18 protein-coding genes are annotated in these 22,315 nt (G+C 73.1%); all 18 read right to left on the minus strand.

Translation table 11 applies throughout. The features are described 5' to 3' along the window. Nucleotides 1–97: 97 nt before the first annotated feature. Nucleotides 98–2,071, minus strand: coding sequence for a hypothetical protein (locus F4562_RS06720; protein ID WP_184543768.1), 1,974 nt, complete (start codon nt 2,069–2,071; stop codon nt 98–100). A gap of 42 nt (nt 2,072–2,113) precedes the next feature. Next, complete coding sequence (locus tag F4562_RS06725) at nt 2,114–2,974, minus strand: DivIVA domain-containing protein (protein ID WP_184543766.1); 861 nt, start codon at nt 2,972–2,974, stop codon at nt 2,114–2,116. A gap of 49 nt (nt 2,975–3,023) precedes the next feature. Next, complete coding sequence (locus F4562_RS06730) at nt 3,024–3,311, minus strand: YggT family protein (protein WP_184544111.1); 288 nt, start codon at nt 3,309–3,311, stop codon at nt 3,024–3,026. 82 nt (nt 3,312–3,393) lie between these two features. Then, nucleotides 3,394–3,897, minus strand: coding sequence for a cell division protein SepF (locus tag F4562_RS06735; RefSeq protein ID WP_184543764.1), 504 nt, complete (start codon nt 3,895–3,897; stop codon nt 3,394–3,396). 118 nt (nt 3,898–4,015) lie between these two features. After that, nucleotides 4,016–4,720: a YggS family pyridoxal phosphate-dependent enzyme gene (locus tag F4562_RS06740; RefSeq protein WP_184543762.1), complete on the minus strand. Its 705-nt coding sequence runs from the start codon at nt 4,718–4,720 to the stop codon at nt 4,016–4,018. 90 nt (nt 4,721–4,810) lie between these two features. Further along, on the minus strand, nt 4,811–6,205 hold the full coding sequence (gene ftsZ, locus F4562_RS06745) for a cell division protein FtsZ (protein WP_184543760.1): 1,395 nt from the start codon (nt 6,203–6,205) through the stop codon (nt 4,811–4,813). A 225-nt stretch (nt 6,206–6,430) separates the two neighbouring features. Beyond that, nucleotides 6,431–7,099 (minus strand): cell division protein FtsQ/DivIB, encoded by a 669-nt coding sequence (locus tag F4562_RS06750; RefSeq protein ID WP_184543758.1) that lies wholly within the window; start codon nt 7,097–7,099, stop codon nt 6,431–6,433. 40 nt (nt 7,100–7,139) lie between these two features. Beyond that, nucleotides 7,140–8,546: a UDP-N-acetylmuramate--L-alanine ligase gene (gene murC / locus F4562_RS06755; protein ID WP_184543756.1), complete on the minus strand. Its 1,407-nt coding sequence runs from the start codon at nt 8,544–8,546 to the stop codon at nt 7,140–7,142. A 16-nt stretch (nt 8,547–8,562) separates the two neighbouring features. Next, nucleotides 8,563–9,657: an undecaprenyldiphospho-muramoylpentapeptide beta-N-acetylglucosaminyltransferase gene (murG, locus tag F4562_RS06760; protein ID WP_184543754.1), complete on the minus strand. Its 1,095-nt coding sequence runs from the start codon at nt 9,655–9,657 to the stop codon at nt 8,563–8,565. Nucleotides 9,658–9,690: 33 nt separating this feature from the next. Further along, on the minus strand, nt 9,691–10,905 hold the full coding sequence (gene ftsW / locus F4562_RS06765; protein ID WP_184543752.1) for a putative lipid II flippase FtsW: 1,215 nt from the start codon (nt 10,903–10,905) through the stop codon (nt 9,691–9,693). 191 nt (nt 10,906–11,096) lie between these two features. After that, nucleotides 11,097–12,554, minus strand: coding sequence for a UDP-N-acetylmuramoyl-L-alanine--D-glutamate ligase (gene murD, locus F4562_RS06770; RefSeq protein ID WP_246473373.1), 1,458 nt, complete (start codon nt 12,552–12,554; stop codon nt 11,097–11,099). Nucleotides 12,555–12,573: 19 nt separating this feature from the next. After that, a complete protein-coding gene (mraY, locus tag F4562_RS06775; protein WP_184543750.1) occupies nt 12,574–13,632 on the minus strand; it encodes a phospho-N-acetylmuramoyl-pentapeptide-transferase in 1,059 nt (352 codons plus the stop codon). Next, a complete protein-coding gene (locus F4562_RS06780) occupies nt 13,629–15,188 on the minus strand; it encodes a UDP-N-acetylmuramoyl-tripeptide--D-alanyl-D-alanine ligase (protein WP_184543748.1) in 1,560 nt (519 codons plus the stop codon). The genes mraY and F4562_RS06780 overlap by 4 nt, the downstream gene beginning before the upstream one ends. Before the next feature lie 12 nt (nt 15,189–15,200). Continuing rightward, a complete protein-coding gene (locus F4562_RS06785) occupies nt 15,201–16,745 on the minus strand; it encodes a UDP-N-acetylmuramoyl-L-alanyl-D-glutamate--2,6-diaminopimelate ligase (protein WP_184543746.1) in 1,545 nt (514 codons plus the stop codon). Between the two features lie 40 nt (nt 16,746–16,785). Continuing rightward, nucleotides 16,786–18,513 carry a peptidoglycan D,D-transpeptidase FtsI family protein gene (locus F4562_RS06790; protein ID WP_446459028.1) on the minus strand — a complete coding sequence of 576 codons (1,728 nt, stop codon included), beginning with the start codon at nt 18,511–18,513 and terminating at the stop codon, nt 16,786–16,788. A 1,478-nt stretch (nt 18,514–19,991) separates the two neighbouring features. Continuing rightward, a complete protein-coding gene (gene ftsL, locus F4562_RS06795) occupies nt 19,992–20,309 on the minus strand; it encodes a cell division protein FtsL (protein WP_184543742.1) in 318 nt (105 codons plus the stop codon). A gap of 175 nt (nt 20,310–20,484) precedes the next feature. Further along, entirely contained in the window at nt 20,485–21,477 is a 993-nt protein-coding gene (gene rsmH, locus F4562_RS06800) for a 16S rRNA (cytosine(1402)-N(4))-methyltransferase RsmH (RefSeq protein WP_184543740.1), read from the minus strand. A 228-nt stretch (nt 21,478–21,705) separates the two neighbouring features. Next, nucleotides 21,706–22,137, minus strand: a complete 432-nt coding sequence (gene mraZ, locus F4562_RS06805) for a division/cell wall cluster transcriptional repressor MraZ (RefSeq protein ID WP_184544107.1) — start codon at nt 22,135–22,137, stop codon at nt 21,706–21,708. Between the last annotated feature and the right edge of the window lie 178 nt (nt 22,138–22,315).

Genomic DNA, 22,315 nt, shown 5'->3' on the forward strand with positions numbered 1-22,315 from the left:
AGACCTCCGGGGATGGAGCACGGCTGCTCCATCCCCGGAGGTCCTCACCGTCGATCGGGTGATCCCCCGCCACCGGCGACGCTCGTGACCGGCGCGCCTAGCGGTCGTTCCGGCAGATCGGGCAGCCGCTCAGACCCGCCTCCTCAGCCTCGGCGCGGGACATGGTCTCCACACCGGTGCCGCCGATGTCGGCGCCCTTGACGATGGGGCAGGAGGCTTCGTGGAAGCGGCGCGTACCAGAGATGATCTTCACTGTCGCGCCGCCCGCCTCGGGCTCCGCCTTCCCCGTTCCGGGGACGGGACGCGGCTCATCCTTGATCACCGGTAGACCGCCGGGCGAGGTGACCTCCTCGTCGCGTTCGTCGTCGGGGCCGGGTGACGCGACCGGGGCCGTGGTCCGGGTCGCCGGCCGCGGCGAGGCGGAGTCGGCCGCCGTCGGCCGCCCGGGTTCGGTCTCGGCCGGCTCCACCGGCTCGGGGTCCTCATCGGCGTCCTCGTCGGCGTGACCCGCGGAGACGGCTCCGCCGGTCTCCGGCTCGTCGTCGACGATCTCGATCTCTCCGGACTCGGGCCCGGCGGACCCGGTCGTCTCGGTCCGGACCGGCTCGGGGTCGGCCCCCGTCGCCCGTGACGGCTCCGGCCCGGCCGCCACAGGCTCGGCCGGGGCCGTTCCGGAGCCCGTGCGGGGCACGGGGCCGGAGCTCTCCCCGGCGTCGGCTACGGGCCCCTCAGCGGCGGCCGGTGAGCCGGACGGCGCGGGACGGCCCGCGGATGCCTCCTCCTGCTCGGAGGGTGTCCCGCCCTCGTCCGCGGACGGTTCGGCGGACTCCGGCGGGAGCGACCGGGTGGCCTCGTCACGGCTGAACCAGTTCGTGGCCGAGGACTCGGCGTGCGGTATCTCGGGGATCGGCGGCAGCACCGGGAACGAGGTCACCGTGGACGCCGAGGACTCGGCGGGCTCCTGCGGCTCGGCCGGCACCTGGGGATCAGCCGGTGCTGAGGGCTCGACCGGCGCAGGGGGCTCGATCGACACCAGCGGCTCGAGGAACACCGTGGGCTCGGCGGACACCTGCGGTTCGGCCGGTTCGGCCGGCGCGGCGGGCTTCGCCGCGCGCAACGGCGGGGCCGCCTCGGACACCGCCGCCTCGGGCCCCGCAGGCCGGGACACCGTGGCCTCGGGCTCCGTGGCCCGGGACACCGCGTTCTCGGCCGCCGCGGGCTGGGGGTCGCGCCTCACCGGCTGCGCCTCGGGGGCGACCGGCGAAGCCTGCGAAGGCCCCTGCCGGGTGACGGGGGTGTACGGCGGGACGAAGCGGGCCGTGGCCTCGTGCCGGTCGGGCTCAGGGGAACCGGGGGGCTGGGAACCGGATGTGCGGGAGTGGGGTTCGTGCGGTCCGGGCTCTCGGGGACCTGACTCCGGGACGCCCCCGGCGGGAGCGGGCTCCCGTGCGGCGGCCGGGGGACCGGCGGTCTCCTTGGCCCCGGGCGGGGCCTCCTGCGGCAGGGGGGCCGCGGTGAACTCGGGCAGGCACGTGGTGCAGGGCGTGAAGCCCTCCTCCCGTGCCTCCTCGTGGGTGAGCTCCTCATGATCCCGGCCGGCCAGCTGGCGGCATCCCGCGATGTGGTAGCGCTTACGCCCGGGAATGACCAGGACGATCGCCTCGGCGCCCAGACCGCCCTGCTTCACGGCGGTGGCCGGACCGGCCGCCGGGCCGCGCCGCGGCTGGGGCGGGACGGTGGCCGCCTGCGGCACACCGGGCGGCACGACCGCCGCCTGCGGCACACCGGGCGGCACCATCCCGTGCGGCGCCGGAGGCCGGTTCGGCACGCCATGCGGCGCGGGGACGGCACCGGGGGGCAACGGCCCCTGAGGGGGCTGGGGCGGAGAGGCCCCGGCGGAAGCGCCGGGGAACAACTCGTGGCGGCGTAACAACGCCCCGATCACCAGGAAGACCGCGGACAGCACACTGACCGCGATCGACCACATGACCAGAAACGGCTTGGTCAGCACGAATCCCGCGATGAGCAGGACGATGGCCGTGAGGACCAGGCCAGCGCTGATGAGGATCACAGAGAGACTCCCGGATGCGGGTCAAGACGATGACCCGACACCTTAGCGGCGGTCGTTGTGCGGACCGTCAACGCCCTGGAAGGCGCCCGAGTGCTGCGACGGCTCGGCACCGCCGAACGGGTTCGGCGCACTCTGCAGGGTGGGCTGGCCGGGGGTCACGGCGTGCGACATCGCCGGAGGACCGCTCACGATCGGGAACCCGCCGCTGCCCTCGGCCGCGACGTTCAGTTCCGCGAGCTGGTTCTCCAGGTACAGCTTCAGGCGGCTGCGATACTCACGCTCGAAGCTGCGCAGTTCCTCGACCTTGCGCTCAAGCTCGTCACGGGTCTGCACCAGGGTGCCCATGGCCTGGCGGTGCCGCTCCTGCGCGTCGCGCTCCAGGGTCTCGGCGCGGGCGCGGGCGTCGCCGATGATCTGCTCGGCCTGGCGGCGGGCCTTGCCCAGGATGTCGTCGGCCTCGCGGCGGGCCCGGGTCACCGTCTCGTCCGCCTCCCGGCGGGCGTCGGCGATCGCCTGATCGGCGGTCTGCTGCGCGAGGGCGAGCACTCGGGCCGCGGTGTCCATGTTGTCCTCGGCCGGGGGCATGCCCATGCCGACGGGAACGGGCTGCTGGTGCTGGACCGGCTCGGGAGCCCGCATCGGCTCCGGCTGGGGCGGCATCATCATCTCCGGCTTGGGCTCGGCGACCGGGGCCGGAGCCATGGCCATGCCCATCCCGCCGGGGACCTTGCCCCGCATGCACTCCGCGAGCTTGGCGCGGAGCTCCTCGTTCTCCTGGATGAGACGGTCCAACTCGGACTCGACCTCATCGAGGAAGGCGTCTACCTCTTCCTCGTCATAGCCCGGCCTGAGCCGGGTCGTACTGAATTGCTTGTTCCGCACATCTGCGGGCGTCAGCGGCATTTCGGTCTCCTTGGCGCGCCTGGAGTCTGTCCGGAGGGACGGTACCCGATCAACGAAGCGCGGACACGAGCTGGATCAAGACCAAGACCACAATGAACAGCACTGTGAAGCTTAGGTCAAAGGCCACCGTACCCAACCGGAGTGGCGGAATGAAACGGCGGAGGAACTTGAGAGGTGGGTCGGTCACCGTGTATACGGCTTCCGCCAGTACCAGGACGACACCCGTGGGGTGCCACTGGCGGGCGAACGCCTGCACCGTCTCCAAGATCATTCTTCCGATCAGCAGGACGAGGTAGATGGACAGGACGAAGACCAAGATCCCGCTAACGATCCCCACGGCCTGCCCCCGCCTCCACTTCGCTCTGCCGCCCTCGGCCCCGTCGGGACCCGTCCGGCCGGTCACTGTTCATGGTGGCACTCTAGCTCTGGTTGAAGAATCCGCGTTCGGCGATTCGAGCCTTGTCCTCGGCGGTCACCTCGACATTGGCTGGGGACAACAGGAACACCTTGTTGGTAACACGTTCAATGCTGCCATGTAGGCCAAAGACAAGACCTGCCGCGAAATCAACGAGCCGCTTTGCGTCACTGTCAACCATCTCGGTCAGATTCATGATGACCGGGGTGCCGTCCCGGAAGTGCTCGCCGATCGTCCGGGCCTCGTTGTAGGTGCGGGGGTGGAGCGTGGTGATGCGGGCCAGATCGGTCGTGCGGCGCTCCAGGACCGCCGTCGCGGGCCGCTGGGCGGGTACGCCGGTCTCGGTGTCGTCGTCGCGCTCGTGGACCGTGCCAGGCCGCTCCTCGACGTCACGCCGGGCCTCTTCGAAGTCGTCGTAGTCGTCGTCGGGGTAACCGTCGTACCTGTCGTAGCGGTCGTCCTCCACAAGACCGAGGTAGACCGCCATCTTGCGCATCGCGCCGGCCATCGCTGCTTCTTCCTCCGTCTTACTTCGATGTGTTCGGGGCGGAACGACACCTTCCTGAACCCATCACCGTTCGACCACTATCCGGGTACGCGGCCGCCAAGGCCCACTTGAAGGGACATTACCTGACGAAGGGCTTCCTGCGACCGAGCAACGCCGTACCGACACGCAGGTGTGTCGCCCCGTTGGCAATGGCCTGGGACATGTCGCCGCTCATGCCCGCGGAGATGACGTCCGCCCCCGGATGGGCCTCTCGCACCTCCTGGGCGATCTCCCTCAGTTTGGCGAAGGCCCGCCCGGGATCCGCGCCGAGCGGCGCGACCGCCATCACCCCGCCCAGCACGAGCCCCTCGGTACCGGCTATCGCCTCGGCCAGCGCGGCGGCCCCGGCGGGCCGTACGCCGCCCCGGTCCGGGTCGTCGTCGAGGGCGATCTGCACCAGGCAGGTGACACGCCGGCCGGCGCCGGCCGCCTCGCGGCCGAGCGCCTCGGCCAGACGCGGGCGGTCGACCGAGTGGACGACGTCGGCGTAGCGGACCACCGAACGGGCCTTGTTGGTCTGCAACTGGCCGACGAAGTGCCAGGAGAGGTTCAGGTCCGCGCACTCGCGGGCCTTGGCCGAAGCCTCCTGGTCGCGGTTCTCCCCCACGTCGGTCACCCCGAGCCCGGCCAGCAGCCGTACGTCCGAGGCCGGGTAGGTCTTGGTCACCGCGATGAGCGTCAGCTCCTTGCGGTCACGGCCGGCGGCCCGGCACGCCTCGGCGATCTCCGCCTCGACGCGCGCCAGCCCGGCCGCGATCTCGTCACGTCGTGTTGTCTCCGTCACATCTCCGCCGCTCGAACGCTGGGAAACCGGCGGAGTCCATTCTCCCCGTCACGGCCGGGTGATCCGTCGCCCACCCGGCCGTGAGCAATGTCACTTCAGGAAGTCGGGGACGTCGAGCTCCTCTTCCTGCTCCTCGAAGATCACCGGACGACGCCGGGCCGGGTCGGGGACCCGGGCCGAGATCGGGGTCGGCTGCGCGGGCTCGGGAGCCGGACGCGGGATCGACACCGGCGGGGCGGACGGCTCCTCCGCGCGCTGCGGCTCGGCCTGTTCCACCGCAGGCGCCGCCGGCGGGGCGGGCGAGATCGCCGGGACGGGCTGAACCGGGTGGATCTGCTGGGCCGGGGGCTCCACCGGCGGCGCCGGGGTGGAGACGGGCCGCACCAGCGGCGGCGCGTGCTCGGCCCGCGGTTCCGGGCGGGGCTCGGCCTTCACCGTGGGCGCCACCGCGCGGACCGCAGGCGCCGCCGGCGGCGAGGCCGCCGGACGCGCGGACTGGGCACGGTTCGCCTGCTGCGGCAGCGGCTTGGGCTGCGGGGCGGGCTCGTCGAAGCCCGCGGCGATCACGGTGACGCGCACCTCGTCGCCCAGGGCGTCGTCGATGACCGTACCGAAGATGATGTTGGCGTCCGGCGCGGCGGCGTTGGAGACGAGCTGGGCCGCCTCGTTGATCTCGAACAGGCCGAGGTCGGAGCCGCCCGCGATGGACAGCAGCACGCCGTGGGCGCCGTCGATGCTGGCCTCCAGCAGCGGGCTGGAGACGGCCATCTCGGCCGCCGCGACCGACCGGTCGTCGCCGCGGGCGTGGCCGATGCCCATGAGCGCCGAACCGGCACCGGACATGACGGACTTCACGTCGGCGAAGTCGAGGTTGATCAGACCGGGCGTGGTGATCAGGTCGGTGATGCCCTGGACACCGGAGAGCAGCACCTGGTCGGCCGCCTTGAAGGCGTCCAGCACGCTCACCTGCCGGTCGGAGATCGACAGCAGCCGGTCGTTCGGGATGACGATGAGGGTGTCGACCTCCTCGCGGAGGGTCTCGATGCCCGCGTCGGCCTGCATCGCCCGCCGCCGGCCCTCGAAGCTGAAGGGGCGGGTCACCACACCTATGGTCAGCGCGCCCAGTGACCGCGCGATGTTGGCGACCACCGGCGCACCCCCGGTGCCCGTGCCGCCGCCCTCACCGGCGGTGACGAACACCATGTCGGCACCCTTGAGGACCTCTTCGATCTCCTCACGGTGGTCCTCGGCGGCCTTTCGCCCGACGTCGGGGTTGGCCCCGGCGCCGAGGCCGCGGGTGAGTTCACGCCCCACGTCGAGCTTGACGTCGGCGTCACTCATCAGCAGCGCCTGGGCGTCGGTATTGATGGCGATGAACTCGACGCCCTTGAGTCCCTCCTCGATCATCCGGTTGACGGCGTTGACTCCGCCTCCGCCGATTCCTACAACCTTGATGACCGCGAGGTAGTTCTGCGGTGCTGCCACGACGAGGGGCCTTTCCGCTCGTTGACTTGCAATTTCATGCGGCACGGGGTCCCGTGCCGTCGTTTCCCAAACCCTCACCCTCAAGTTGAGATTTAGCTTTATGTCAACCTGAGGAGTGATACGGACAGTAGGAGTTGCGCTCCTGGCGGGTCAACTAACCGCGCCGCAAGCGCGCCCGGCGTGTCGCCGGGCGTCCTTTTCGGCGCCGCGCCCGATCCCGGTAGATCATTTCACCGTCACGACGTCGGGTGAACTCACGTCGTAGGTGTCCGCAGGCCGTTTGAGCAGCGTAACGAGGATCTGGGCCTTGTCCGCCGGACGGTCGCCGCCGCCCCACACCACCGCGCGGCCGTCCTTGAGCCGCAGCGACACCGTTTCGGCGGAAGGCGCGAGAACCTCCGCGACCCGGCGGGCCAGATCGTCCGGCAACGCGCCGATGACGGTGAGCCCCGCCCGGGTCGCCGGGTCCGACGGTCCCGGCCGGTCGACACGGAGCACCGGCAACGTCGGCGGCGCGACGTCCCTGGCCTCTATGACGACCCCGTGCCGGTCCATCAGCGCCGACCTGCCCGACACCGGAACCACCGCCACCGGCTCCCGCTCGACGACCTCCACCCGCAGGGTGCCCGGCCAGTTGCGGCCGACCTCCACCGACTCGACCTGGGGGATCCCGCCGACCCGCTTCTCGATCTCGGCCACGTCCACCGTCGCCAGGGGCGTGCCCCTGGCCACCCCCGCCGCCTGCCGGATCCGTTCGGCGGGCAGACCCGCGTTGCCCGCCACCTGGATCTCCCGCACTCCCAGGACCGAGGAGAAGAACACCAGCCACGCCGCGGTTCCCACCACCCCGACGGTGAGCAGGACCAGGAAGGCAGAGCGCCACACCCCGTTCACAGTCCCTCCCCCTCCGGCGACCCGCGCCCGCTGGCACGGGTCACCGTGCGGCCAGCTCCGCCACGATCCGGGGCCCCAGCTCGGTCACGTCACCCGCACCCATGGTCAGGACGATGTCACCCGGCCGGGCCCGGCCCGCGACCAGGGCGGGCACGCTCTCGCGCTGCGGGGCGTAGGCCACCCGCTCGGCGGGAAGCGGCACCTTGCCGGCCACCAGCGCCCCCGACACCCCGGGCTCGGGATCCTCGCGGGCGCCGTAGACGTCCAGCACGATGGCCTCGTCGGCCAGCCCGAGGGCGGTGCCGAAGTCGTCGGCGAAGAACCGGGTCCGCGAGTAGAGGTGCGGCTGGAAGACCGCGATCACCCTGCCGCTGCCCGAGAAGGACGCCACCACGTCCCGCGCGGCGCGCAGGTCCGCCGCCAGTTCGGTCGGGTGGTGGGCGTAGCTGTCGAAGACCGCCACCCCGCCCGCCTCGCCCTTGGCCTCGAAGCGGCGCTTGGCGCCGGTGAAGGCGGCCAGGCCGTCGCGGATCTCGGCGAAGGACACCCCCAGCTCCCCCGCCACGGCGATCGCCGCGGCGGCGTTGAGCGCGTTGTGGCGGCCGGGGACGGCCAGGCGCACCTGCCCGTGCCCACGGACCTCGAAGGTGACGCCCAGCCCGTCGGGCCTGATCTCCCCCACCCGCAGGTCCGCGTCCTCCGTCTCGCCGTACGTGATCACCTTCAGGCCGCGGGCACGGGCCACCGGCGCCAGCGCGGCCGACCCCGGATCGTCGGCGCAGACGATCAGGGTCGCGGCGATCCTCTCGACGAACCGGCCGAAGCTGTCGTAGACCGCACGCGGGTCGCCGTAGTTGTCCAGGTGGTCGGGCTCGACGTTGGTGACCACGGCGATGTCCGGGGCCAGCATCAGGAAGGAGCCGTCGCTCTCGTCGGCCTCCGCGACGAACACCTCTCCCGTGCCCTCGTCCGCCCCCAGGCCCGTGGTGACCAGCTGGCCGCCCACGCAGTAGGAGGGGTCGGCGCCGCACTTCTGCAGCGCCACCGTGAGCATGGACGTCGTGGTCGTCTTGCCGTGGGTGCCGGCCACGGCGACGCCGGTCCGGCCCGCCATGACGGAGGCCAGCGCGGCGGCCCGGGGGATGACCCGCACCCCCTGGCGGAGCGCCTCACCCAGCTCGGGGTTGGAGTCGCGGATCGCGGTGGAGACCACGACGGTGTCGACGCCCTTGATGTGCGAGGCGGCGTGGCCGACGTGGATCCGGCCCCCCAGCTCCCGCAGCTCGTTCACCAGGTCCGAGCCGCGCGAGTCGCTGCCGGAGACCGGCACGCCTCGCTTGAGCAGGATGCGCGCGATGCCGGACATCCCGGCCCCGCCGATCCCGATGAAGTGCACCCGCCCGAGATCACCGGCCGCGACCGGGTCGACCAGCTTGACGAGGCTCATCCGTCGTTCACCACTCTCATCGTCCCCTCCCCTGTGCCGCGATCTGCAGCACCCTGTGTGCGAGCGCCAGGTCCGCGTCCTTGCGGCCCATCCTGGACGCGGCCTCCGACATGCTGACCACGCGCTCGGGATCGGACAGGATGGGAAGCACGTTGTGGACGATCCACTCGGCGGACAGCTCGGCGTCGTCGATCATGATGCCACCGCCGGCCTGGACGATCGGCGCGGCGTTGAGCCGCTGCTCGCCGTTGCCGTGCGGCAGCGGGACGTACGCGGCCGGCAGGCCCACCGCGGTGAGCTCGGCGCACGTCATCGCGCCGCCGCGGCACAGGGCGAAGTCGGCGGCGGCGTAGGCCAGATCCATCCGGTCGACGTACTGCAGCACGACGTACTGCGGGTCGCCGGGCGGCGGCTCCACCTCCAGGGTGTTCTTCGGGCCTATGACGTGCAGCACCTGCACCCCGGACCGGCGCAGCGCCGGGCCCGCGGCCAGGGCCGCCTGGTTGAGCGAGCGGGCGCCCTGGGAGCCCCCGGTGACCAGAAGCGTCGGCAGGTCGGCCTCCAGGCCGAACCAGGAGCGCGCCTTGTCGCCCATGGACAGCCGGTCCAGGTTGGCGATGTCCCGGCGGAGCGGGATGCCCACGTACTCCGCGCGGGCGCCCAGCGGCGTGTCGGGGTGGCCGGTGAACACGTGGTCGGTGAGGCGCGAGCCCAGCCGGTTGGCCAGCCCGGGCCGCGGGTTGGCCTCGTGCACCACGATCGGCACGCCGCGCCGCCGGGCCGCCAGGTAGGCGGGGGTCGCCACGTAGCCGCCGAAGCCGACCAGCACGTCGGCCTGGACCTGGTCCATGATGGCCGCGGTCGTGCTGATGGCGCCCGCCAACCGGCCGGGCACCGTCAGCAGCTGGGGCGTCAGGCTCCGGGGCAGCGGCACCGCCGGGACCAGCTGGAGCTCGTACCCCCGGGCCGGCACCAGCCGGGTCTCCAGGCCGCGTTCGGTACCGAGGCAGGTGATGCCGACGGTGGGGTCGAGTTGGCGCAGCGCGTCGGCCAGGGCCAGTGCCGGTTCGATATGACCGGCTGTCCCGCCGCCGGCGAGGACCACCCTCATGTCGGTCCTTTCGCTTATCGTCTTCCGCTCGCTTTATCGTCTTCCGCGGTCCGGCCGGCGCTTGCGGGCCGGACCGGCCAGGCCAAGCCAGCTTAGGCCCCGCGCCACCGGTCCGGGGCCATGGGCCGCCAGAGCCTCGCGCGCCCCGGGTTCCTGCTTGGCGAACGACAGCATCATGCCCAGGGCCGCCAGTGTGGGCAGCAGGGCCGAGCCGCCGTAGGAGACCAGTGGCAACGGGATGCCGGTGATCGGCAGCACGCCGATGACCGCGCCGATGTTGACGATCGCCTGTCCCACGATCCAGGCGACCGTGGCGGTCGCGGCGAGCCGGATGAACGGGTCCTTGACCCGGGTGGCCACCCGCAGCCCCGCGTACCCGAGCAGGCCGAACAGGAGCACCACCACCAGCGTGCCCATCAGGCCGAGCTCCTCGCCGAGGATGGAGAAGATGAAGTCGCTCTCGGCGTGCGGGATCCAGCTCCACTTCTGCCTGCTGGACCCCAGCCCCAGGCCGAACCAGCCGCCGCTGCCGATGGCGATCTGCCCCTGAACGGCCTGGTAGCCGGTTTTGGCGGCGTCGCCCCACGGATCCAGCCAACCCCGGATGCGGTCGGCGCGGTACCCCTCGGTGCTGATCATGACGATGGCTCCGAGCACCGCCACGGCGAGGATCCCGCCGAACAGCCGCAGCGGCGCACCCACCACCCAGAGCAGGGAGAGGAAGATCATCACCAGCACCAGCGTGGTGCCGAGGTCGCTTCCGAGCATGACCAGGACGGCCAGGATCGCGGTGCCCGGCATCAGCGGGATGAACAGGTTGCGCCACTCGATCACCCCCTCGCGCGCCCGGCGGGCCAGCAGGTCGGCCCCCCACAGCATGAGCGCCAGCTTCGCCGGCTCCGACGGCTGGATGGTCAGCTCACCGATGTAGATCCAGCGTTGCGCGCCCAGCTCGGACTGGCCGATGAAGAGCACGAGGACCAGGCCCAGCGTCGCGAACGCCATGAGCGGATAGCCGGCGAGCCGGAAGAACCTGACGGGCAGCCTGGAGCAGATCCACATCAGCAGCAGGCCCAGCGTCATCGCGATGAACTGGCGCCCGAAGAGCGCGAACGGCGATCCCCGCGTCTGGAGCGCCTCGATGCTGGAGGCCGACAGGACCATCATCAGTCCGAGGGCCATGAGCAGCACGGTGATGCCTCTGAGCAGGTGGTACGAGAAGAGGGGACGCTCCAGCAGATCCCTCATCTGCGCGAGCTGACTTCGGGGGGAGTCAGCGCTCAGCGGCCGATCGACCTCGGAGACCACTCCTCACCCCTCTCCCGGCGACCGGAGGCCCCGCCCCGGCGACCGGCCCGCCGTCCGCGGGCCGAGGGCCGGGCGGAGGGCGGGGCCGAGGGCCGGGCGGAGGGTCCGGTGGCGGGCCTGAACGCGTGACCTCATGCGTTCGGGGAGCCGTTCTGCGCTTCACGCAACCGGTGCACGGCCCGGGCGAACGCCTCCCCCCGGGCCGGGTAGCCGCTGAACATGTCGAGGGAGGCGCCGGCCGGGGCCAGCAGCACGGTGTCTCCGGGGGCGGCGAGCCTGGCGGCTTCGCTGACGACTCGGTCCATGACCCCAGTGTCTTGCCCGGGCACCTCCACCACCGGCACATTCCCGGCGTGTCGCGCCAGAGCCTCACGAATTCGCTCGCGATCGGCGCCCAGCAGGACCGCGCCGCGCAACCTGGGCGCCGCCCGGCGCACCAGCTCGCCGACGTCGGCCCCCTTGAGCTGTCCTCCGGCGACCCAGACGATCGACGGGTAGGCGGCCAGCGAGGCGGCGGCGGCGTGCGGGTTGGTGGCCTTGGAGTCGTCCACGTAGTCGACCTCGGCGACCCGGGCGACGTGCGCGATCCGATGCGGGTCGGGGACGAAGTCGAGCAGCCCCCGCCGCACCGCCGCGGCGGGCACGCCGTAGGCCCGGGCCAGGGCCGCGGCGGCCAACGCGTTGGCCACGTTGTGCGGCGCGAACGGGCGGACGTCGGCGAAGGAGGCGAGTTCCTCGGCGTTGCTCACCGGGTCGTCCACGAACGCCCGGTCCACCAGCAGGTCGTCGACCAGGCCGAGCTGTCCGGGTCTGGGCACGTCGAGGGTGAAGCCGACGTGGCGCGGCGCCTTCGGACGGCCCGCGTTCCCGTACGGCGCGGCCAGGCGGACGGCCCACTCGTCGTCGGCGTTGTACACGACCGTCCCGGCACGGGCGAAGATCTCTCCCTTGGCCCGCGCGTACTCCTGCATGGAGCCGTGCCAGTCGAGGTGGTCGGGCGCGACGTTGAGCACGGCGGCGGCGAGCGGGGCGATGCTCGGCGAACGGTGCAGCTGGAAGCTGGACAGCTCCACAGCCAGCACGTCGCCGGGCCCGGTGACGGCCTCCACGACGGGGGTGCCGACGTTGCCGACGGCGAGCGCCCGGTGCCCGGCCGCGGTGAGCATCGCGGTGAGCATGCGGACCGCGGTGGTCTTGCCGTTGGTGCCGGTCAGCGCCAGCCATGGCGCGGATCCGGCCGGCCGGATCCGCCAGGCCAGCTCGACCTCGCCGATCACCTCGATCCCGGCGACCGCCGCGGCGGTGATCAGGGGGTGGTGCGGCGGCCAGCCGGTCGTGACGATCAGCGAGGTGCCCGCGGGCGGCTCGGCGGGCTCGCCGAAGCGGACCTCGACGCCGAGCCCCGCGAGCTCGGCGGCGGTCCGCCGGGCCCGCTCCCCGTCCCGCCCCTCCAGGACGATCACCTTCTCGCCCCGGGCGGCCATGACACGGGCGACGGCCGTGCCCGAGACCCCCAGGCCGGCGACGCAGATCATGCGGCCTCCCCCACCGGCCCGGCGGCCGGAATCGTCGTGCTCGGTCGTGCTCATCGGTCCGTCCCCCGGCGGCTCACAGGATGGGCGTCCACTCGACGTAGAACAGCCCGAGCCCGGTCGCGGCGCAGAGCGCGGCGATCAGCCAGAAGCGGACCACGATGGTCGTCTCGGCCCAGCCCGCCAGCTCGAAGTGGTGCTGGAGCGGCGCCATCCTGAAGACGCGTTTGCCGGTCATCTTGAAGAAACCGACCTGGATGATCACCGACATCGTGATGAGCACGCACATGCCGGCCAAGATGATCAGCAGGAGCTGGGTGCGGGTGGTGATCGCCAGACCGGCGAGCACGCCGCCCAGGGCGAGCGACCCGGTGTCGCCCATGAAGATCTTGGCGGGCGGGGCGTTCCACCACAGGAAGCCGACGAGCCCGCCGAGCACCGCCGCGGCCACCACGGCCAGGTCCAGCGGGTCGCGGACCCAGTAGCAGTTGGGGCTGAGCTGGGTGGTGCAGCTGTTGCGCAGCTGCCAGTTGCCGATCAGCACGTACGAGGCCAGCACCACGCCGGTGGCGCCGCTGGCCAGCCCGTCGAGGCCGTCGGTGAGGTTCACCGCGTTGGAGAAACCGACGATCATGACCAGCACCCAGACGGTGAACACCACGATGCCGATGGACGGGCCGAAGTCCCGCAGGAACGACAGGCGCGTCTCGGCCGGGGTGATCTGGTAGGCGTTGGGGAAGCGGGTCACCAGGACCGCGAAGACCGCGCCGACGATGAGCTGGCCCAGGGCCTTGGCGCCGCTGCGCAGGCCGAGGCTGCGCTGTTTGTAGATCTTGATGAAGTCGTCGAGGAAGCCGACCGCGCCCAGGCCGGTCATCAGGAACAGCACCAGCACCGCGGAGGCCGTGGGCGGGGTGAAGCTGTACAGGTGCGCGCAGGCGAACCCGATGAGCGAGGCGATCACGAAGACGGTGCCGCCCATGGTGGGCGTGCCGCGCTTGTCGTGGTGACCGGAGGGGCCCTCCTCCCGGATGCTCTGCCCGTAGCCGCGCCGGGAGAACAGGCGGATCGCCAGCGGGGTGCCGAGCATGGAGATCAGCAGGCTGACCGTGGCCGCGACAAGGATCTCCCTCATCGGCCGTCACCCCCGAGCAGCGCCTCGGCGACACGTTCGAGACCGGCGGCGCGCGGCCCCTTCAGGAGCACCACGTCGCCGGGGACGAGGAGGGCCGACAGCGCGGCGGCGGCCTGCGTCACGTCGGCGGCGTGCGAGACCAGCGTCGCAGTGCCCGCCAGAGCGCCGTACGTGCCCCCGGCGGCGCCGGGCGCCCCGGTGTCGTACGCCGCGCCCGTGCCGGGTGGACCGCCCGCTCCGTCGCCCGGCGGGCCTCCGGCGCCGTCCGGGGCCCCCTGCGCGCCCGCGAGGACGTCGGCCGGGACGGGGTCCGCGGCCCGCCCGGCGGCGGCCAGCGCCCCGGCCAGGACCGGACCGGCGTCGGCGCCTCCGACGACGAGCAGGGCGGCGAGGCCGGAGCTCCCGGCCAGGCGGCCCAGCTCCTCGTTGAGCGCGTCGCTCTCCTCGCCCAGCTCGCGCAGCGCGCCGATGACCGCGAGACGGCGGCGGGATCCGGCGAACGCGTCGAGGGCGGCGAAGGCGGCGCGCATGGAGTCGGGGTTGGCGTTGTACGCGTCGTTGATCACCGTCACCCCGTCGGGGCGGTCGGTGACCTCCATCCGCCAGCGGCTGCGGGGTTCGGCCTCCGACAGCTCCTCAGCGATGACGGCGACCGGCAGGCCGAGCTCGTAGCCGGCCGCGGCGGCGGCCAGCGCGTTCTCCACGGCGTGCTCGCCGTACAGGCGCAGGGTCACCGGGGCGGCGCCGGAGGGGGTGCGCAGTGTGAAGGACGCGCGCCCGCGCTCGTCGACGACGACGTTCTCGGCCCGCACGGTGGCGGACTCGCCGCGGCCGAACCAGGTGACGCGGGCGGCGGTGCGTTCGGCCATCCCGGCCACGAGCGGGTCGTCGGCGTTCAGCACGGCCACGCCGTCGGCGGGCAGCGCCTCGACCAGCTCGCCCTTGGCCCGCGCGATGGTCTCCCGGCTGCCGAAGACGCCCAGGTGGGCGGTGCCGACGTTGAGGACCACGCCGATCGACGGCGGGGCGACGCGGGTGAGGTGGGCGATGTGCCCGACGTTGCGCGCGCTGAGCTCCAGCACCAGGTAGCGGGTCTCCTCCCCGGCCTTCAGCACGGTCAGTGGGTGGCCGATCTCGTTGTTGAACGACTCGACCGGCGCGACCGTCGGGCCGACCCGGGCGGTGAGGCGGGCCAGCAGATCCTTGGTGGTGGTCTTGCCCGCCGAGCCGGTGACGCCGATCACGGTGGTCGCCGGCAGGTCCGCGCAGACGGCGGTGGCCAGCTCGGTCATGGCCCGCACGGTGTCGCCGACGATGACCGCGGGGGCGTCGACCGGCCGGGCCGCCAGCACGGCGACCGCACCGGCCTGGACGGCCTGGGCGGCGAAGTCGTGCCCGTCGACGCGGGCGCCCTTGATGGCGACGAACAGCGCCCCGGGCCGGACGTCGCGGGAGTCGATGACGACCGGACCGCGCACCACCGCGCGCGGATCGGCCATGCCCGTGAGGGCGCCCGAGGTTATCTCGGCGATCCTGGCCAGCGGCAACGGGATCATGATGCGTCTTCCCTACTCTCCATGTGTGCTTCGGCGTCGGGTGCGGTTCCGCCGCCTGGCGATCGCGTCGGCCACGACCTGCCGGTCGTCGAAGGGGAGCACCTTGTCACCGACGTACTGGCCCTGCTCATGGCCCTTGCCGGCCACGACGACGACGTCGCCGAGGCCCGCCTGACCGATCGCCAGGTCGATCGCCGCGGCACGGTCCGGCTCAATGATCACATGCGCGCGGCCGTCCTGGGGAACGCCCAGCACTCCGTCCATCATCTCCGCGAGGATCCGCAGGGGGTCCTCGGAACGGGGGTTGTCGCTGGTGAGAATGGCCACATCCGCCAGTCTGGCGGCGGACTCGCCCATCATCGGGCGTTTGCCCCGGTCGCGGTCGCCGCCGCAGCCGAGCACGACGATGAGCCTGCCCGCGGCGACCTCGCGCAGCGAACGCAACACCGACTCCACCGCGCCCGGCTTGTGCGAGTAGTCGACGATGGCCGTGAAGTCGTCCCCGCCGGGGACGCGTTCCATCCGGCCCGGGACCCCCGTCATGGTGCCGACGCCCGCCACCGCGACCCGCAGCGGCACCCCGGCCTCCACCAGGGCGACGATCGCGCCCAGGGCGTTGGCCACGTTGAAGGGGCCGGGCAGGGCCACCGTGGCGGCCTCCTCGACGCCGCCGGGGCCCACCACCCGGAACTCGCTGCCGTCGGGGCCCAGGCGCACGTCCGCGGCCCGCCAGTCGGCCTCCGGGGCGCCCGCGGCCGAGAACGTGGTCATCGGGATCCCGGCGATGCCCAGGAGCGCGCGCCCGTGGGCGTCGTCGATGTTGACGACGCCGGCGCGGCTCCGCTCGGGGGTGAAGAGCCTGGCCTTCGCGGCGAAGTAGTCGTCGAGGTCGCGGTGGAAGTCGAGGTGGTCCTGCGACAGGTTGGTGAACAGCGCCACGTCGTAGCGGACACCGTCGACGCGGCCCAGCGCCAGCGCGTGGCTGGAGACCTCCATGGCGGCGGCGGTGACGCCCTGCTCGCGCATCAGGGCGAACAGGCCGTGCAGGTCACTGGCCTCGGGGGTGGTGAGCTCGGGCGTGAAGCGCAACCCGCCCGCGTGGATCTCCACTCCGCCGATCAGGCCGGTCCGGTGCCCGGCCGCCCGCAGTCCGGCCTCCAGCAGGAAGGTGGAGGTGGACTTGCCGCTGGTGCCGGTGACGCCGATGACCGTCACGTCCGCCGCCGGGTGCCCGTACACCCAGGCGGCGACCTGACCGAGTACGGCGCGCGGGTCGGGCACCACGAGGACCGGCAGGCCGGTCGCGACCGCGGCCGGCCTGCCGGCCTCGTCGGTCAGGATCGCGCAGGCCCCCGCCGCGAGGGCCTGCGCGGAGAAGCCTGCCCCGTGGACCGTGGCACCGGGCAGCGCCACGTAGAGATCTCCGCGCCGGACCCGGCGCGAGTCGATGGTGACCCCGGAGACGGCGGCCAGCGGTGCTCGCGACGTGCCGGACGGCGCGCCGAGCAGACTCGCCAGCCCCGAGAGCGGACGGGGTGGACTGGTTGAAGGTCGCATGGACGACGGGGGACGCACGGCGAGAGCGTACCGGCACTCGTCACCCTCCGGCGCGTATCCGCACCGGGGACGGCCGGGTTCCGGTCGGCGGAACCTTCAAGCTCTTCAAAGCGAACGTCATCACCTTCTTGAACACGGGAGCGGCGATCTCACCGCCGTAGTAGCCCTCACGCGGGTCCTGGACGACCGCCAGGACGACCAGGCGGGGCTTGTCGGCCGGGGCGAAGCCCACGAACGTCGCGGTGTATCCACAGTAGCCCTGGCAGCTGGGGTCGTAGCGCATCGCGGTGCCGGTCTTGCCCGCCACCCGGTAGCCGTCGATCGCCGCCAGGTTGCCGGTGCCCTGCTCGCTCACCGCGGCCTCCAGCATGGCGGTGACCTCCTTGGCCGTGCGCTCGCCGACCACCCGGGTCTTCTTGCCCGGGGCGGAGGGGGTGAACGCGCCGTTCCCGGTGGTCGTGCCGGCCACGATCTGCGGGGTGACGCGCACGCCGCCGTTGGCGATGGTCTGGTAGACGCTGGCCGTCTGCAGCGCGGTCACCGAGACGCCCTGGCCGTAGGCGACCGTGCAGCGCTGGCTGCCGGACCAGGTCCGCCAGTCGGGCAGCAGGCCGGCCTCCTCGCCGGGCAGGCCGCTGCCCGGTTTGGCGCCGAAGCCGAAGCGCTCCAGCATCGAGTGGAGCTTCTGGTCCCCGATCCGCTGCGCGGCGAGGATCGTGCCCACGTTGCTGGAGGTCGCCACGACGCCGGAGAAGGTCAGGCGCTCGGTGGCGTGCGGGTGGGAGTCCTTCAGCACCTGGTCGGCGCACCTGATCCGGTCGGGGACGGTGAACGCGGTGCCGGGCCGTACGGCGCCCGATTCCAGGGCCGCGGCGGCGGTGATGACCTTGTTGGTGCTGCCGGGTTCGAAGACCTCGGTCACCGCGCGGTTGGCCCAGTTCTCCTGGGGGGTCTTCGCCCAGTTCCTCAGGTCCAGCTCGGGGGCGTTGGCCATGGCGTACACCTGGCCGGTCTGCACGTCCATCACGATGACGCTGCCGGTGCGGGCCCCGGTGGCCGCGACCTGCTCGCCGACGGCCTTCTGCGCGGCCCACTGGATGTCGCGGTCGATCGTCAGACGCACGTTCCTGCCGTCGACGGGCGCCTGCTGGGTGCTTCGGGTCATCGGGATGCGCTGGCCCGCGGCGCCGGTCTCGACGAGCTGCTTGCCGTCGCGGCCGGAGAGGACCTTGTCGAAGGTGCTCTCCAGGCCGGCCAGTCCGGTGCCGGCGTCTCCGACGAACCCCAGCAGGGTGCCCGCCAGGTCGCCGCCGGGGTATTCGCGCCGGTAGCGGTGCGTGCTGCCGACGCCCTTGAACCCGTGCGCCATGATCCGCTCGGCCACGGACGGGACGGCGACCGCGACCTTCTGGTAGCGGCTGGCGGTGTTGGCCAGCAGGCCGGCGACGCGCTCCTTGGGCTCGCCGAGCTCCTTGGCCAGGACGGTCGCCACCTGGTCGCGCTTGGCCGCCTCGACCTCGGCGGGATCGACGAAGATCTCGCGCGCCTCCACGGTCACCGCGAGCTCGTGGCCGTTGGCGTCGGTGATCGACCCCCGCCTGGCGGTGAGCGTCTCCTCGTGGACGCGCTGCTTGGCCGCCTCCGCGGTGTAGATCTTCGAGTCGAGGCCCTGCAACTGGACGAGCCGCCCCGCGAAGATGGACAGCACGAAGGTCATCACGACCAGGCCGACGTTGATGCGCCTGCGGGGGTTGCCCAGGCGCAGCACCGCGGCCGGCCGCGCCGGGGGCCGCGGCGGTCTCGTTCCGCCCCCGCCGCCCGGGCCGCGCACGGCGTTGATCGTGTGCTCGGTCTCGCCGGGCCGCTCGGGTCTGTGCCCCGGCGTGGGGCGGCCCCGCCCGGCGGGCGCCGGAGGCTCGTCGCCGCGCGGGCGTCCCGGCCGGCGTGTCCGGTCGGGACCGGGCGGCCCGGCGGGCCTGTCCGCCGCCTCCTGGCGCGCGGACCTGCCCGTCTCCGCCCTGCCCGGCCTGCCGGGCCCCTCCGGCCGGGTGGAGCGGCCGGGGCCTTCGGGCCGGGGAGGTCTGCCGGGCCTGTCGGATCCGGCGGGCCGTCCCGCACCCGGTCCGGCGGACCGCTCGCGACGAGCGGGCCCGCCCGTTCCGGGGCGGTCCGGGTCGGCGGGCCCCCGGGTCCGGCCCGGCCCGCCGGTCGTGTCGTGGCGGGCGCGCCTGTCCGGGCCGCCGGGTCGTGCGGGCCGGCCGGTCGCGGGACGTGCGGGCCGGCCGGAGCCGCCGTTCCCGTCGGAGGCGGGCGGACGGCCGGCGCCGGAGGACCTCCCGGCCGATCCGGGTCGTCCCGGGCCGTCGGTGGCGGGCGGCCTCGGAGCGGGGGCGGGCCTGCCGGAGCCGCCGGCGGCCGGGCGTCTCGCGGAGCCCGGCCCGCCGGGGCCGGAAGCCCTGCCCGGGAAAGCCTGTCTGCCGCCTCCGGCGGTGCCCCGGCTCTTTCCGGAGCGGTCCGAGGACGCCGGCCGGCCGGTGGGGCCCTGCCGGTCGGAACCTTCCGGTGCCCCGCCGCGGCCGGAGGCGCCGGGCCTGCCGGAACCGCCCGCGCCGCCGGAAGGCCGCGCGGGCGACCTGCCCGTGGAACCGGATCCGGCCGCGGAGCCGGGGACGGAGGACCTGCCCGCGGAGCCCGGTCTGGCCGCGGAGCCGGAGGATCTGCCCGCGGAGCCGTCGGCGGAGGTCTTGCCCGACGAAGCCGGTCTGCCGGGCGAGCCGGCCCTGCCGGAGCCGCCCGCGCCGCTGGAAGGCCTCCCGGGTGAACCGGCCCTGCCGGAACCGCCGGCGGCCGGGGGCCGTCCGGCGGAGCCCTGCCGGGCGGGACCGTCCGGGGTGGCCGCCCGGCCGGAGGCGCCGGGCCTGCCGGAACCGCCCGCGCCACCGGAAGAGCGCGCCGACGACCGGCCCGTGGAGCCCGTCCTGGCCGCGGAGCCGGAGGACCTGCCCGCGGGCCCCTCCGCGGGCGTCCTGCCCGCGGAACCGGACCCGGGACGGCCCTCAGACGCCTCCTGCGCGCCCGGGGACGCGGGTCCTCCGGCGCGGGCCGGGCCCGGCCTGCCGGTGGCGTCGGGGGCGCCTCCCGGCCGCGCGGGACGGCCCGGACCGCCGGGGGCCCGGCGACCGGAGCCCCCGGCTGGGGTGCCGGGGGCTCCGCGATCCGGTCCGGCGTCCCGTCCGCCGGTCTCTCTCACCGGCCCGTGCCCTCCGCCCGCTCCCGTCCGACGGGGTTCAGGCTCTCGCTGGCGGTCCGTCCCGCCGAACCGTCGGGGACGATGACGCGCGAGGTCTCCCAGTCGGGCTGCTGGCCCTGCTTCTCGGCGTTGCCGGCGAGGGTGCCCGGCATCTCCATCTGCGCGTTGCGGTTGGCCTTCTCCTGCTTCTCCAGGCGCAGGTGCTTGGTGTCCCTGCGCAGTTCGCTGGCCCGGAAGGAGTCTTGCGCGAGGACGGTGTTCAGCAGCAGCAGGCTGACCAGGCCGCCGCCGAGCAGGCCGACCACGAGCAGCACGAAAGGAGTCCGCGGCGCGCGCGCCGGACGGGGCCGCCGGACGGCCCTGACCGGCGGGGCCTGGTCCGCGACGGGCGCGGGCCCGGCCGGGCCGCCGCGGCGTCGCTGCGGCGTGGCGCGGGGGACGCGCACGGGTCGCGCACCGCGGCCGGGCGCGGTGCGGCGGACGTCTGTGTCACTCCTCGTCAACTGCCTCACGGATCCTCTCTACCGCCCGACACCGGGCAGAGGCCGCCCGCGGGTTGCGGGCCACCTCCTCTTCGCTCGGAAGCTCGGCTCCCCTCGTCAGGAACGCGAACCGCGGCTGGTGAGCCGGCAGCGGGACAGGGAGCCCGGGGGGACTGCTATCCCGGGTTCGCGTGGTCATAACCTGCTTCGTCAGCCGGTCTTCGAGGGAGTGGTATGCGAGCACGACGGCGCGCCCGCCCAGCGTCAACGCGTCGAGCGCGGCGGGGAGCGCACGTTCCAGCGCCGTCAACTCCGCGTTCACCTCGATTCGCAACGCCTGAAAAGTCCTTTTGGCGGGGTTGCCCCCGGTCCTGCGGGTGGCGGCCGGGATGGCCTCACGGACGATCTCCGCAAGCCGCTTGGTCGACGTTATGGCCTCCCTGGCCCTTTCCTTGGTAATGAGCCGCGCGACACGCGGGGCGAATCGTTCTTCTCCGTAATCCCGCAGGATCCGGATGAGGTCGGCGACCGGGTAGGTGTTGACGACGGTCTCCGCCGTGAGCTCCTGGTCGCGGTCCATCCGCATGTCCAGCGGCGCGTCGTAGGAGTACGCGAAACCGCGTTCGGCCTCGTCCAGCTGGGGGGAGGAGACACCCAGGTCGAACAGGGCACCGTCGATGCGGGGGCGGCCGAGCTCCGCCAGCACGCGGGGAAGCTCGTCGGAGACCGCCCGGACCAGGGTGATCCGGCCGGCGTACGGGGCGAGCCTGGCGGTGGAGTGCTCGATGGCGAAGGGATCGCGGTCGATCCCGATCAGGTGGAGCGCGGGATGCGCGGCCAGTAGCGCCTCGGCGTGGCCGCCGAGGCCGAGGTTGGCGTCGACGAGGACCGGATCGGGGCGGGAGAGCGCGGGAGCCAGCAGCTCCAGCACCCGGTCGAGCATGACGGGGATGTGCCCGCCGGACGCCTGAACCTCGTTGCTGTTGTCTTCGGCGCGCATGAAGCGCGAACCCCCTCATTTCGCCGCGCCCGTCCGCGGACATGCGGCGGACGCTCACCGGTGTCCCTGATCTGGCCCCCACCCCCGGGGCCGTCCGGCCAGGTCCCCATCCGCACCCGCGTGTCCGTCGGTCACCTGACACCGGGGAAGGTGCATCAGCTGACCGACAGGTGGTTGCGGGTGGAGACCTCGCCGAACGACGTATTCACCGATGAGTCGACCGTGGCATCACAGAATCCCTGGCAGCACCTCCTCCGACAGATCGGCGAAAGCCTGCTCCTGATCGGCCAGATAGGTCTCCCAGGCGTTCGCGGCCCAGATCTCCAGCCGGGTGTTGGCTCCGATGACCACGCAGTCGCGGCTCAGGCTGGCGTACTCACGCAAAGCCTGCGGCACGGTGATGCGTCCCTGCTTGTCGGCGACCTCGTCGGACGCGCTGGCGAAGAGGACGCGGCTGTAGTCACGGACCGCCTTGGCGGTGACCGGCGCGTTGCGCAGAGCCTCGGTTATGCGCTGGAACTCCTCTACGGGAAAGACGTAGAGGCAGCGCTCCTGGCCTTTGGTGATCACCAGACCCTCCGCCAGCTCCTCACGGTACTTCGCCGGCAGGAACAGCCGTCCCTTGTCATCGAGGCGCAGGTGATGGGTGCCGAGGAACACCGGCTCCACCTCCTGTGCCCAGCGGAGCGCCAGGCATCGCTGCCTCTGCCCTCCACTGCGCACCACCATACTCCACTTCTCTCCACCGTCAACTGATTCCGGGCGCCGCGACGGCGGGTCGGATGACCGTTTTCCCAGTTCAGAAGGGGTGGCGTGGAGTGGAGGGGGGTAAGCGGCG

Source organism: Streptosporangium becharense (assembly GCF_014204985.1).
In the GTDB taxonomy this organism is placed as follows: Bacteria; Actinomycetota; Actinomycetes; order Streptosporangiales; family Streptosporangiaceae; genus Streptosporangium; species Streptosporangium becharense.